Annotated in this window: 10 protein-coding genes and 2 tRNA genes; 11 read left to right on the forward strand and 1 reads right to left on the reverse strand. The window is 31.8% G+C overall.

All coding sequences use genetic code 11. The features are described 5' to 3' along the window. Positions 1-156: 156 nt before the first annotated feature. From O3884_RS03130 to ptsP, 11 genes are all read left to right on the forward strand, one after another. A complete protein-coding gene (locus O3884_RS03130) occupies positions 157-912 on the forward strand; it encodes a copper homeostasis protein CutC (RefSeq protein ID WP_371451585.1) in 756 nt (251 codons plus the stop codon). Position 913: 1 nt separating this feature from the next. After that, complete coding sequence (gloA2, locus tag O3884_RS03135) at positions 914-1,297, forward strand: SMU1112c/YaeR family gloxylase I-like metalloprotein (protein WP_371451587.1); 384 nt, start codon at positions 914-916, stop codon at positions 1,295-1,297. Between the two features lie 138 nt (positions 1,298-1,435). Further along, positions 1,436-6,622 (forward strand): S8 family serine peptidase, encoded by a 5,187-nt coding sequence (locus O3884_RS03140; protein WP_371451589.1) that lies wholly within the window; start codon positions 1,436-1,438, stop codon positions 6,620-6,622. A gap of 125 nt (positions 6,623-6,747) precedes the next feature. Further along, positions 6,748-6,823, forward strand: a tRNA-His gene (locus O3884_RS03145). 19 nt (positions 6,824-6,842) lie between these two features. Further along, positions 6,843-6,916, forward strand: a tRNA-Cys gene (locus tag O3884_RS03150). Positions 6,917-7,157: 241 nt separating this feature from the next. Continuing rightward, positions 7,158-8,045 carry a phosphate/phosphite/phosphonate ABC transporter substrate-binding protein gene (locus O3884_RS03155; protein ID WP_003146191.1) on the forward strand — a complete coding sequence of 296 codons (888 nt, stop codon included), beginning with the start codon at positions 7,158-7,160 and terminating at the stop codon, positions 8,043-8,045. 134 nt (positions 8,046-8,179) lie between these two features. Beyond that, on the forward strand, positions 8,180-8,761 hold the full coding sequence (gene ruvA, locus O3884_RS03160; protein ID WP_371451591.1) for a Holliday junction branch migration protein RuvA: 582 nt from the start codon (positions 8,180-8,182) through the stop codon (positions 8,759-8,761). A 19-nt stretch (positions 8,762-8,780) separates the two neighbouring features. Next, complete coding sequence (ruvB, locus tag O3884_RS03165) at positions 8,781-9,782, forward strand: Holliday junction branch migration DNA helicase RuvB (protein WP_294683405.1); 1,002 nt, start codon at positions 8,781-8,783, stop codon at positions 9,780-9,782. Positions 9,783-9,970: 188 nt separating this feature from the next. Then, complete coding sequence (locus O3884_RS03170; RefSeq protein WP_294683406.1) at positions 9,971-10,735, forward strand: epoxyqueuosine reductase QueH; 765 nt, start codon at positions 9,971-9,973, stop codon at positions 10,733-10,735. A gap of 335 nt (positions 10,736-11,070) precedes the next feature. Further along, positions 11,071-11,334, forward strand: coding sequence for a phosphocarrier protein HPr (locus tag O3884_RS03175; protein ID WP_003145399.1), 264 nt, complete (start codon positions 11,071-11,073; stop codon positions 11,332-11,334). A 1-nt stretch (position 11,335) separates the two neighbouring features. Beyond that, positions 11,336-13,048, forward strand: coding sequence for a phosphoenolpyruvate--protein phosphotransferase (ptsP, locus tag O3884_RS03180; protein WP_294683407.1), 1,713 nt, complete (start codon positions 11,336-11,338; stop codon positions 13,046-13,048). Positions 13,049-13,144: 96 nt separating this feature from the next. Here the strand turns inward: ptsP and O3884_RS03185 are convergent. Next, positions 13,145-13,991, reverse strand: an 847-nt coding sequence (locus O3884_RS03185) for an IS3 family transposase (RefSeq protein WP_371451594.1), incomplete at its 5' end; no start/stop codon positions are given.

Below are 13,991 nucleotides of genomic sequence, written 5' to 3' on the forward strand. Positions count from 1 at the left end.
CAATGTAGATATAAATAAGGATATGATGATTAATTTCACATATCCTTATTTAACTTTTAAAGATTAATAAAAATGAATTATTTTATAGGGAGTAAGCTATTCGAGTTATTTGAATTTATGTTATAATTAATTATAGAAATTGAAGGAGAATTTGAAATGATTAAAATTGAAGTATGTGCTAATAGTATACAGGATTGTTTAGTAGCGCAAAATGAAGGTGCAGATAGAATAGAATTAATCAGTGCAAGTTATCTAGGTGGTTTAACACCAACATTGACAGTTCTAGATATGGCTCTTGAAAATGGTGTTGAAATACCTATAATGGCGATGGTAAGACCTAGGGGAGGGGGATTTTGCTATTCTGAAATAGAAAAAGAACAAATGTTTAGAGAAGCTAGAGAACTACTTGAACATGGTGCAAAAGGAATAGTTTTTGGTTTTCTAAATGAAGATAGAAAAATTGACTGGAAAGATACAGAGGAGATGATAAACCTATGTAAAAGTTTTGAAGCAGAAAGTGTCTTTCATAGAGCTTTTGATTGTTCAGATGAACCAGAATACAATATTCAACGATTAATTGAATTAGGTTGTACAAGAGTTTTGACTAGTGGACTAGGTGAAAATGTGAATAAGAGTGTAAAACTTTTAAAACAGCTTCAAGAAAAATTTGGGGATAAAATTGAGATTCTTGCAGGTGCGGGGATTACAACTGAGAATATTGAATATATTATTAAAGAAACAGGAGTTACTCAAGTTCATGGAACTTTTAAAAAGTATGGAATTGATCCGACGACAACAGGAGTAGATGTAACTTATAGATATACTGACAAAGGTGACTATGAAGAAGTGAATCCTCAGGAGCTAGCTCTGGCAATAAATATAGTAAAAAAATTAAATAAGGAAATGTATTAAAATGTTTAAAAATGTGCATCATATAGCGATTATAGGAACAAACTATAATAAAACAAAAGAATTTTACGTAGATAAGTTAGGATTTGAGCTTATTAGTGAATATAATCGCCCAGAGAAGAATGATATAATATTGAATGTAAGACAAGGAAATCTTGTTTTAGAAATTTTTATTAAAGATGATGCTCCGTTGAGACCTAAGATTCCAAATCCGAAACATAGTGGATTAAGGCATTTAGCTTTTAAAGTAGATGATGTAGAAGCGGTTCTAAAAAAGTTTAATGAACTAGGTATTCCTCATGAAGAGTTGAGATACGATGACTTCGATAATAAAAAAATGGCGTTTTTCTTTGATCCAGATGGCTTACCATTAGAAATACATGAATAAAAATAAAGAAGAAACTTAGGAAACTAGGTTTTTTCTTTATTTTTTTATAATTAAACAGAAAAATCTATTGATTTTACAGATAATATATGTTTAAATAGAGAAATGTAATTAAAATAAACTTAAAAAAGGAGAGGAATAATGCAATTTAGAAAAAAAGCTGCTGTATCGTTCGTAACAGCTACATTACTACTTACGAATCTACATGTAATGGATTTTAATAATTTACAGAAAAATTGGGTATATGCTGAAGAGAATGGAAAGGCTGAAGCCGTATCTAATGCTTCTGCACATACTTTTAAAGATGAGGACAAAGTTAAAATTATTGTTTCTTTAAAAGAGGACAAAGTTGATCCTAATTCTTTGAAAACTGAAGAAGGTAGAAAAGAACGTGAGAAAAGTACTAAAGAACCTCGTGAAAGAGCATTAAAAGAAATTAAAGATAAAGGTATTGATTATAAAGTATTATTTGAATATGATACGCTTTTAAATGGATTTTCTCTAGAAACTTCTTATGCTGATGCTAAAAAAATTCAAGCTATGGATTTTGTAAACAGTGTTGAAGTGAGTGTTGACTATGAGGTTCCTGAAACTACAACTAAAAACGATGAAGATGATACTGCTTTAAAAAACACTGTTATCGATAGTAATAGAATAATAGGTGTTCAAGGTCTTTGGGATAAAGGTTATAAAGGTCAAGGAAGAGTCGTAGCGGTTATTGACTCAGGTTTAGATCCTAATCATGATATTTTACATTTAACTGATGCTAGTAAAGCTAAATATAAAAATAAAGCGGAACTAGAAGCCGTAAGAGAAAAAGCTGGAATTGACTATGGTAAATGGTATAGTGATAAACTGATTTATGCATTTAACTACTACGATTGGGATAATAACTTAAAAGAGAAAAAAGATAAGTCTCACGGTATGCACGTTGTTGGAACTTCAGTAGGTAATCCAACAAAAAAAGCACCGAATAATGAATATGTAGCAGGTGTTGCTCCAGAATCACAATTAATCTTTATGAGAGTTTTCTCGGATAAACAAGGTGGAGCAAAAACAAGTACGTTTTTATATGTTAAAGCTATAGAAGATGCTGTTAAATTAGGAGCTGATTCTATTAATATGAGTCTAGGTGCTACTGCAGGAGCGGTAACAGAAGTTGGACAAGGTACTATCGATGCAATCGCACTTGCTAAAAAAGCGGGAGTCAATGTTGTAGTTGCAGCTGGTAATGATAATGTATTTGGAAATGGTCAGAGCAAACCAAGTGCATCAAACCCAGATTATGGATTAATCGGAACACCATCTGTAACTCCTGACTCAATAGCTGTAGCAGCTATAAACAATAGTGTTATGAATACTGAAGTAATGACTGTTGTTGGATTAGAAGGAAATGAAGAATGGGATAATGGTGAAGCTACAATAAGACCATTTGCTAAAAGATTTAATCCGAAAACTGAATACTCATACTTTAATGCTGGATATGGTTTAGAAAATGATTTTAAAAATCAAGATGTAAAAGGTAAAGTTGCAGTGATGATGCGTGGAGGTGGAAATACCTTTGCGGATAAAGTAGCAGCTGCTAAAAAAGCAGGAGCTGCCGGGGCTATCTTATACAATACTAAAGAAGGTGGAGAAGAGTTACTTAATGTTGCATTAAACAATTACGATAGTGACTTCCCTGTAGTGTTCGTTGGATATAAATTCGGTAATTTATTAGCGACTTATCCGGATTATTACAAATTAAAATTCACTGGACATTTTAGTAAGAGACCTCACCCACAAGCCAATCAACTTGCTGATTTTACAAGTTGGGGTGTAACTGGAGATGGACTGTTCAAGCCAGATGTTACGGCACCTGGTGGTGATGTTTATTCATCATTCAATAATGGAACATATGGATTAGATAGTGGAACAAGTATGGCGTCTCCACACGTAGCTGGAGCTGTATCTTTAATGAGACAAGTATTCCAAGAAAGATATCCAGACCTACAAGGTGAAGAATTACAGAAATTAATTAAACACCTACTAATGAGTACTGCGATTCCAAATTATAATAATGAAACAAAAGCATTTACGTCACCTAGACAACAAGGTGCTGGGGTTATTGATGTATCTAAAGCAGCTTTTGGTGATTTATATGTAACTGGAGACAATGATTATGGAAGTATTTCTCTTGGTAATGTTCAAGATACATTTAAGTTTAATGTAGTACTACATAACTTATCTAATCAACCTAAAGAACTTGTCTACAAGTCTTATTTAAATACTGATGGTGTAGAAAATGGACAAATTACACTGAAACCAAGACAATTATCAGAAAGTGATGGAGGAGAAACAGTAGTTGTTCCTGCTAAAGGAGAAAAATCTGTTACAATTACTGTAGATGCTACACAATTTAGAAATGAATTAGAAGGGCAAATGCCAAATGGTTATTATCTTGAAGGATTTGTAAGATTCTTTGATCCTAAAGATACTAATACGGCAGTTGCTGGAATTCCATATGTTGGTTTTAAAGGTGAGTTCCAAAATCTACCTGTAGTTGAAAAACCAATATATGAATTTAAAGGAAATGAGAAACCATTCTATTACTATAAACCTAATACAACAGAGCGTGATGATAAAAATAACTTTACTTCATTAGTTACTGTTGATGTAAATGGTGAAGATAAACATATAAAAGTTTTAGGAGAGTATACTGATCCTAAGAGTAAGTCTAATTATTTTGGTAAATTAGCATTTTCTCCAAATGGTGATAGACAGCACGATGAAATTGGATTTAAAGCAACATTCTTAAGAAACTATGAAAATCTTAAATTATCAGTTTATTCTAAAGATGATGTTGAACGTAAAAATCCATTATATGAAAATGGTAATGTTTCTGGTAAAAAGAACTTCTTCCATAACAAAGCTACTAATAAAAAAGCTGTGTTAGTTACTGAAACAAACTGGAAAGGTCAAGATAAGGATGGTAATCCATTACCAGATGGTGAATATCAGTATGTAGTTAGCTATAGTCCTGTTGCAACAGGTGCGAAAATGCAGGAAACAGCATTTAACGTTACACTTGATAGAGTTGCACCACAAATCGTTGGTACAGGTGGAGTTTATGATGAAAAAACTAGAACATTTAAACCTTATGCTGTAAAAGAAAATGGAAGTGGAGTGCTTTATAAAAAATTAAGCTATAAAGTGACTAAAAAAGGTAAAGACGGTAAAACTGTAGAGCAAGAAGTTGTGGTTGAACCAAATATTGATGGTACATTTACTCTTCCAGAGAAAGTATCTCTTGATAAATTTACTTATGAAGTGGCTGACTTTGCAGGAAACAAAGATAGTGTTGGTATTTCAAAAGTTCAAAATACTGAAAAAGGTACTGTAGAGGTTAAAACTACAGCTAAAGATGGAACAGGGGATTATTCTACTAACGTAAGATATGCTATAAAAAATGAAAAAGGTGAGTTAGTTGGAGAAGACTTCACGAAGAATGGTAAGAACCTAACAGCTCTGCCATATGGTAAATATACTGTACAAGTAGTTTTAACTGATGAAGCTCTTAAATTAACTAGTCCTAAAGAAGTTGCTTTTGAAATTACTAAAGATGATTCAACTAAAACGGTAGAATTTACATTCGAAGAACAAAAGAGAAACACGACAATAATTAAGTTTGATAAAGTTATACCTGCTGGAGCAAAAGTATTTGTTACAAATGAACAAGGTGAAAAAACAGAATTATCAAGAAGTTTATATAGTGAGAAAGAATTCCAAAAACGATTAAATAATGGTAAGTATACTGTTGAAGTAGTATTACCTGAGGGATATAGATCTTCTGAAAATAATTTTGAACTTGTTGTAGGAAACGGTCGTAATACAAAAGAGTTACAATTAAGTGTTGCTCAAAAAGTAGCTAGCGTAACAACTGCTGAAGGTGCAACTACACCAGCAACAGTTGAGTTTGGTGAAGCTAAACTTTATAATGATTATAAACTTGTAGTTAGTGATGTAGAAAAAGCTAGCAAGGAAAAAATACTTAAACAGTTAACTGACAGTAAGATTGATTTAACTAAATATGATGTAGTATTTTATGATATCCATTTAGAAGATAGAAATAATAAAGTTGTAGAAGTTGATGGAACTAGAAAAGTTACTTTATCATTAGATAAAGCGCCAGCGAAATTTGGTCATGAGAAAAAAGATGGAACAATTGAACCGGTTAATGGTGAAGTAGTAGATGGTAAGTTCGTCTTTACAGTAGATGGATTTAGTAATTTTGTGGCTCTTGTAGAGAAAAATGCTCCTAAAGAAGAGGTTAAAGTAGATAAGAGTCAATTAAAACTAGCTTCTGATAATTTCAAAGCTACAACAGATAGTGATAAGTATGAATATGCTTCATTAGATGCTAAAGAGGCGTACAACAAAGCAATTAATAAAGCTAAACAACTATTAGAAGATGAACATGCAACACAAGAAGAAGTAAATAAAGCTGTTGAAGAGTTAAATGCAGCTATCTCTAAACTTACTGGTGTTAAACCGCAAGAAGCAAAAGGTGAGCCAGAAAAAGTAGAAGCACCAAAAGAATACACAGGAGTACAAGCAGGAGCGATTGTTGAACCAGAAAAAACAGAAGCACCTAAAGAGTACACAGGAGTACAAGCAGGCGCAGTGGTAGAGCCAGAGAAAGCGGAAGGTCCTAAAGAATACACAGGAGAGCAATCAGGTGCAGTAGTTGATCCTGCAAAAGCAGAAGAGCCAAAAGAATACACAGGAGTGCAAGCCGGTGCAGTTGTAGAACCAGAAAAAGTAGAAGCTCCTAAAGAATATACTGGTAAAGTGGAACAACCAAAAGCAGAAGCTCCAAGTGTAGATAAAAAAGAGCTTGCGGCTGAGGTAGAGAAAAATGGTGACCTTGCATCACAAGATAGCTTTAAAGATGCAGATGAAACAGCTAAGAATGAATATAAAGAAGCTCTTAAAGTAGCTAATTTAGTATTATCTAATGCAAATGCAAAACAAGATGAAGTAAACAATGCATTAGAAACTCTTAAAAAAGCATCAGAAAAAGTAAGTAAAGGAAAATCTAAATTATCAACATTACTTGGCGATGTATTTAAGAAAGATAAGGATAAAGATAAAACAAGTGTTGGTTTAGCAGATGTAGCTAAAGATCAAGGAATGGTGGCGAACGATTCTCAAGTAAATCTTGGAACTGTTGGTAAATCAAATTCTCTATTAGCTAAAACAGGAACATTAGCTTTACCTACAACTTTTGTAGGACTTGCCTTAATTTGTTTAGTATATGTACTAAGAAGAAGAAAAAATACTAAATAATATGTTACAAAATAATTCTCTTTAACAATTACGTTAAAGGGAATTATTTCTTTATTTGAAAATAATTAAAAAAGTTCTTGACATAATTTGATGAAAAATGTATAATAAATATTGTTCTTGATATGGCGGCTGTGGCGAAGTGGTTAACGCATCGGATTGTGGTTCCGACATTCGGGGGTTCGATTCCCCTCAGCCGCCCCATTAAAAATTAATATCTTTAGGCGGCTTAGCCAAGTGGTAAGGCACGGGTCTGCAAAACCTTGATCACCGGTTCAAATCCGGTAGCCGCCTCCAATTTTTACTCATCTTTTTATAAGGTGTTTTTTTTATGCCTAAATTACGGTTTATATTGAGTTTTTCTTCTCGTATTATGAAAATATTCAAAAATTTATTAGTAATTACCGAACATTATTTTAATAATATGTAAAATTATTATTGAAAAAAGTTATTATTTTGTTATAAAAGCTAGATATATTGTATTTTTTGTGTTAAAATTATATCAAATTTATTTTTAAAATATCGAGGAGGAAATAATATGAAGAAAATATTATTGGCGTTATTTAGTTTTATTTTTGTCTTTTCTATCGTTGGATGTACTGCAAAGACTGAAACGAAAAAAGAAGAAAAAGTTATAAAAATGGGATTTGTTCCTCTGAAAAATAGTGAGAAACTTGTAGAAGATCTTAAACCAATCTCTGATTACCTTTCTGAAAGATTAGGAGTAAAAGTAGAAGCTTTCACAGCTAGTAACTATATTGGTGTAGTTGAAGGTTTAGGCAGTGGAAGTGTTGACTTTGGTATCATTCCTCCATTTTCATCACTACTAGCTCAGAAACAAAGTAGTGCAAAACCTATACTAACATCAAAAGGTAAGACAGGGAAACCTGGATACACTGCTGAATTATATGTAAGAAAAGATTCTGGTATTAAATCACTTCAAGATGTTAAAGGTAAAAAAGTAGCATTCGTAGATCCTTCATCTTCATCAGGATATATTTATCCTGGTGCTATGTTAGTTGAAGCAGGTCTTAACTTAGATAAAGATATTAGTTATCAATTTAGTGGTGGACATGATAAGAGCTTACAACTACTTCTTAACAAAGATGTTGATGTAATTGCGACATTTGATGGAGTGGAGGATAGATATGCTAAAGACTTCCCACAAGCAAAAACTGATATTCAAAAATTAGCAACTAGTGATATGATTCCTGGTGTTATGGTTACAACTTCTAGCAAAATGGATAAAGAATTACAAGAGAAATTAGAAAAAGCTCTTCGTGATGTTGAAAATGATCCAAAAATGAAAGAATTATTCACGAAAATGTTCAGTATCACTGGATTTACTGATGTGGATCAAGATGCTTATAAAAAAGTAGAAGCAACTGCAAAAGTTATGAATGTTGATTTAGATAAAGTAAAATAGAAATATGAACTTGGTACATAATGTGCCAAGTTTTTTTTATCTATGAAGCAAGGAATTATTTTGATTAAATAAAACACTTGAGATTTTTTACGATTAATTTTATAATTAAATAATCAAACAGGAGTGTGAATGTAATGTACGCATATATTAAAGGAAAAATTTCGGAAATTAATCCGACAAATATCGTTATTGATAATAATGGAATAGGCTATGAAGTAGTTGTTGCTAATCCATATGAATATCAATTAAATGAAGAAAAAATAGTTTTTATAAGTCAACAGGTAAGAGAAGATTCTAATATACTTTATGGATTTTCTAATAAAGATCAGAAAAAAGTATTTTTACTATTGTTAAAAGTAAAAGGTGTAGGACCTAAGAGTGCTTTAGCTATATTGGCTGGAGGAACTAGTGAAGAAATTATTGGAGCTATAGAGAATCAAGATGTAAAATATTTAACGAAGTTTCCGGGGATTGGGAAAAAATCTGCTCAACAAATTATTCTTGATTTGCAAGGTAAAGTTGATTTTAGTATGACTAATATTAGTAGTGCTCCAACTGCTGTAAATAATTATCTAAGTGATGCAATGTTAGCATTGGAAGCTCTAGGATATAGCAAAAAAGAACTTGCAAAAATCGAGAAAAAATTATCAGCATTCGACTTCTCTGGTGTAGATGAATATGTAAAACAAGGATTAAAATTATTAATTAGTGCATAATTGATGAAAGGAGGAAATTATGGAAGATAGAATGGTATCTGCAAGCCAAAATTTTGGTGAGGAGCGTGAAGAACAGTCTTTAAGACCGAAGTTTCTTAGTCAATATATAGGACAAGAACAGATAAAAAGTAATTTGAAAATATTTATAGAGGCTGCAAAACTTCGTGGTGAGGTTCTAGATCATTGCTTATTATATGGTCCTCCTGGATTAGGTAAGACAACACTTGCGACAATTATTGCAAATGAGATGGAAGTGGGGATCAAATATACTTCAGGGCCTGCGATAGAGAAATCTGGAGATTTAGCTGCTATATTAACTAGTCTTGAACCAGGTGATGTTCTTTTTATCGATGAAATCCACAGAATAAGTAGATCTATTGAAGAGATACTATATTCTGCGATGGAAGATTTTTATCTTGATATAGTAATTGGTAAAGGTGAAGAATCTCGCAGTATTAGAATTGAACTACCACCATTCACATTGGTGGGGGCAACTACTAGAGCTGGGGCATTAACTGCGCCCCTTCGAGATAGATTCGGTGTGCATTGTCGTCTGGAATTTTATACTATTTCTGAATTGCAAAATATTATAGAAAGAACATCTGATATTTTTGAATGTGATATTGATGAAGAGAGTTCGTATGAAATTGCGATGAGATCTCGTGGAACACCTCGAATAGCGAATAGGCTTCTTAAACGTGTAAGAGACTTCGCTCAAGTAAAAAATGATGGTGTTATAGCTAAGGACTTAGCTGTTGAATCGTTGGATTTACTACAAGTAGATGCTAAAGGTCTTGATAATATTGACTATAAAATACTTGAATGTTTAATTAAACGTTATGATGGTCGTGCTGTAGGTCTTGAAACAATCGCTGTGACTATAGGTGAAGAAAGTATTACTATAGAAGATGTATATGAGCCATATCTTGTAAAAGAAGGATTTATAGAACGTACGCCTAGAGGACGTCGCGCAACACCTAAAGCATATCAACATTTAGGAATAACATATAAAGTTGAATAACTAATAAACAATGGGTTTCGATAAGTTTGAAATGTTAAAATTTCATTTTTCGGAACCTATTTTTATAATTGTTTAAAGGAGTTATTGATAATATCTTTTAATTAGAAATGATATTAATTGTAAAATAAATTAAAGTATATTAAACTTGTGTAGTAAAATATTAGAAATTTTAGAAGGATTAAATTTGTATGATTGATAGTAAACAATTTATAAATACTAGACATAAAAATCAAAAAATTAATTATGATAATGTATTAAAAGAACTAATAAAAGAATGGGAGAAGACTAATTTCCGTCCGAAAATTCTTATTCACTCTTGCTGTGCTCCTTGTAGTACATATGTATTAGAATATTTATCTGAGATTAGTGATATTACAATATTTTTCTCGAACTCTAACATACATCCAAAAGAAGAATATATTAAACGTATGTTAGTTCAAAAAGATTTTGTCGAAGAATTCAATAAAAGAAATGACAAAAAGATAAAATTTTTAGCTGATGAGTATGCACCGAGTAAATTTATTAGTGCTGTAAAAGGACATGAGGAGGATAGAGAAGGTGGAGATAGATGCCATATTTGTTATGAAATGCGTTTAGACTCTTCTGCACAAAAAGCTGAGGAGCTTGGTTACGATTATTTCGCCTCTGCTTTGACTTTAAGTCCTAAGAAAAATGCTACTGTAATAAACGAAGCAGGATATGTTCTTCAGGAACAAGTTTCTATATATTACCTACCGTCAGATTTTAAAAAGAATAATGGTTATAAAAGATCTGTAGAAATGTGTAATGACTATAATATTTATAGACAATGTTACTGTGGATGTGTATTTGCCGCTAAAGATCAAGGTATTGATTTTAAAGAAGTAAACAAAAACGCTCGAGACTTTAATAGAAATCATGAAGATTATGAGAAATTTAAATCTATAATTAAGCTAGGTGGAGAATTAGTTTAATTTTCATAAATATGTTTACAGTATAGAAATAAAAACATAATAATTTTAAATTTAATTAATATAAATAATATAAAAAAGTATCGTTACTTCCCTTGTGACAGATACTTTTTTTATGATTTTTAGATTGAAAAGCTAGTTAACACTGAAAAAAATGTTTTCACGTTATTTTCAATTGAAGAGTAGTAAATGCTTACTATATAGATAAGAAACTGTTTTCTTTGTTATAGAATAAGCACTAATCTTAGTATAGGATAAGTATAAAATACTTGTAAATATTGCTTTCATGTGTTATTATTTGAGTGTAAATATTTTTTTAAATAAAAGGAGACATGACTATGTTACAAAAAGAATTTAAAGTTATCGATGAAACAGGAATCCACGCTAGACCAGCTACTTTATTAGTACAAGCTGCATCTAAATTCCAATCAAACATTGAATTAGAATTCAACGGACGTAAAGTTAACTTAAAATCAATTATGGGTGTTATGAGTCTTGGAGTTGGAAAAGACGCTGATATCGTAATTTACGCTGACGGAGCTGACGAAGCAGAAGCATTAGCAGCATTAGAAGAAACAATGAAGAAAGAAGGATTAGCATAAAATGTTACAACTAAAAGGTATTGCAGCCTCTCAAGGGATATCTTTTGCTAAAGCATACATTTTTGTTGAGCCAAACTTAACAGTTAAAGAAGTTAAAGTTCAAGATGTTGTTGCTGAGGTTAAACGTTTTGAAGATGCGATTGAAATTTCTAAAAAAGAATTAACAATCATTAAAGATAAAGCTCACGAAAACTTAGGTGCTGATAAAGCAGCTATTTTCGAAGCCCACTTATTAATTTTAGAAGACCCAGAATTTATGGGAACTGTTAAAACTGATATTCAATCAAAAGAAATTAACGCTGAATATGCATTAAAAGAAACTTCAGATATGTTTGTTTCAATGTTTGAATCAATGGACAATGACTACATGAAAGAACGTGCTGCTGATATTCGTGACGTTTCTAAACGTATTTTAGCACACTTACTAGGTGTAGACTTACCAAACCCAAGCTTAATCGATGAAGAAGTTATCGTTATTGCAGAAGACTTAACTCCATCTGATACTGCGCAACTAAACAAACAATATGTTAAAGGTTTTGCTACAAACATTGGAGGACGTACTTCTCACTCAGCTATCATGGCAAGATCATTAGAAATTCCTGCAGTAGTAGGAACTAGTACAATTACTGAAGAAGTTAAGAATGGAGATGTTCTTATTCTTGATGGATTAGATGGTGTTGTATATGTAAATCCAGATGAAGCTACTACAGCTGAATTAAAAGAAAAACACGTTAAATTTGAAGAGCAAAAAGCTGAATGGGCTAAACTAGTTTCAGAAAAATCTGTTACTAAAGATGGTCATGAAGTACTTTTAGCTGCAAACATCGGTACACCAGCTGACTTAGAAGGTGTTAATAATAACGGTGGAGAAGCTGTAGGATTATACCGTACAGAATTCTTATACATGGGACGTGATCAACTACCAACTGAAGAAGAACAATTCGAAGCTTACAAAGCTGTATTAGAAGGAATGGGTGACAGACCTGTTGTAGTTCGTACTTTAGATATCGGTGGAGATAAAGAATTACCATACTTAGATTTACCAAAAGAAATGAATCCATTCTTAGGATTTAGAGCAATTCGTCTTTGCCTAGAAGAAAAAGACTTATTCAGAACTCAACTTAGAGCATTATTACGTGCATCTGTTTACGGTAAACTTTGTGTAATGTTCCCAATGATTGCTACAGTTCAAGAATTCAGAGATGCTAAAGCACTATTCTTAGAAGAAAAAGAAAAACTAGTAGCAGAAGGTGTTGCAGTAAGTAACGATATCGAATTAGGTATCATGGTTGAAATTCCATCAACTGCTGTTATCGCTGATATCTTTGCTAAAGAAGTAGACTTCTTCTCAATCGGTACTAACGACTTAGTTCAATACACTATGGCTGCAGACCGTATGAGTGAAAAAGTATCATACTTATACCAACCATACAACCCAGCAATCTTACGTCTTGTGAAAAATGTTATTGAAGCATCTCACAAAGAAGGTAAATGGACAGGAATGTGTGGAGAAATGGCTGGAGACAGCTTAGCTATTCCATTACTATTAGGTATGGGATTAGATGAGTTCTCTATGTCAGCTACTTCAATTCTTCAAGCACGTAGCCAAATCAAAAACTTATCATTAGATAAAATGAAAGAATTAGTTGATAAAGCTATTATGTGTTCAACAACTGAAGAAGTATTAGCATTAGTTGCAGAATATACTAAATAATTATTATAAGACTTTCGATGGAATGATCTGACCCCAAAAAGTTAGACTTAGGATAGCGTAGTAGTTATAATGACTGCTACGCTATCTTTTTTATATTTATACAGTCATATGTTTTATTCTATATTGTTTAGGACTTAACCATCCTAGTTTCTCTTTTATTCTCTCTTCATTATAGTATTTTATATATTTTTCAATAGCTAATTTCAGTTCCCTATAACTATTATATGTTGTTCCATAGTATATCTCTTGTTTTAATATTCCGAAGAAATTCTCCATTACCGAATTATCCAAACAATTTGCTTTTCTAGACATACTTTGGTAAATACGTTCTTCTTTTAACCTTTTCGAGTATGCCTTCATTTGATAAGCCCATCCTTGATCAGAGTGGAAAGTTCTCCTATAAGGGGATTTAGCTGTGACTTTAATAGCTTCTTCTAGTGCATCCATTATACTTTGGGCTGATGGGTTCTCACTTATACTATAGCTTATTATCTCACCATTATACATATCCATAAATGGATCTAAATAAAGTTTCTTTACTACTAATTTACCTCTCTTACTAACTTCATAATATTTAAATTCAGTTGTGTCTGTAGTGATTTTTTGATGTGGAATATTAGTATTGAATCGTCTTTTAATTCTATTCTTAGCTGTTTTTCCAATTTTCCCTTTATATGAATTGTATTTTCTAGTTTTTCTAGTGAATGATTTAACCTGTAAGCCTAATTTTTGTATGATTCTTTGAACTTTCTTTTTGTTTATAATATATCCTAAATTACGTAACGCACCATATATACGTCTATAACCATAATCTTTGTTATTCTTTCTTATTTCTAATATTTTCTCTTCAATTTCTTTATCTGGATTAACTCTATCGAATCTCTTCTGCCAGTACATATATGTTGCTTTTGGCATTTTTGCATATAAAAGAAGGTCTTTAAGT

This window comes from Gemella sp. 20925_1_85, from assembly GCF_041433735.1.
Classification (GTDB): Bacteria; Bacillota; Bacilli; order Staphylococcales; family Gemellaceae; genus Gemella.

Excerpts from the sequence above, each read along its gene's own strand:
- O3884_RS03170 (WP_294683406.1), top strand. The coding sequence starts at position 9,971 with ATGATTGATAGTAAACAATTTATAAATACTAGACATAAAAATCAAAAA.
- ruvA (WP_371451591.1), top strand. The coding sequence starts at position 8,180 with ATGTACGCATATATTAAAGGAAAAATTTCGGAAATTAATCCGACAAAT.
- O3884_RS03155 (WP_003146191.1), top strand. The coding sequence starts at position 7,158 with ATGAAGAAAATATTATTGGCGTTATTTAGTTTTATTTTTGTCTTTTCT.
- gloA2 (WP_371451587.1), top strand. The coding sequence starts at position 914 with ATGTTTAAAAATGTGCATCATATAGCGATTATAGGAACAAACTATAAT.
- ruvB (WP_294683405.1), top strand. The coding sequence starts at position 8,781 with ATGGAAGATAGAATGGTATCTGCAAGCCAAAATTTTGGTGAGGAGCGT.
- O3884_RS03175 (WP_003145399.1), top strand. The coding sequence starts at position 11,071 with ATGTTACAAAAAGAATTTAAAGTTATCGATGAAACAGGAATCCACGCT.
- O3884_RS03140 (WP_371451589.1), top strand. The coding sequence starts at position 1,436 with ATGCAATTTAGAAAAAAAGCTGCTGTATCGTTCGTAACAGCTACATTA.
- O3884_RS03130 (WP_371451585.1), top strand. The coding sequence starts at position 157 with ATGATTAAAATTGAAGTATGTGCTAATAGTATACAGGATTGTTTAGTA.
- ptsP (WP_294683407.1), top strand. The coding sequence starts at position 11,336 with ATGTTACAACTAAAAGGTATTGCAGCCTCTCAAGGGATATCTTTTGCT.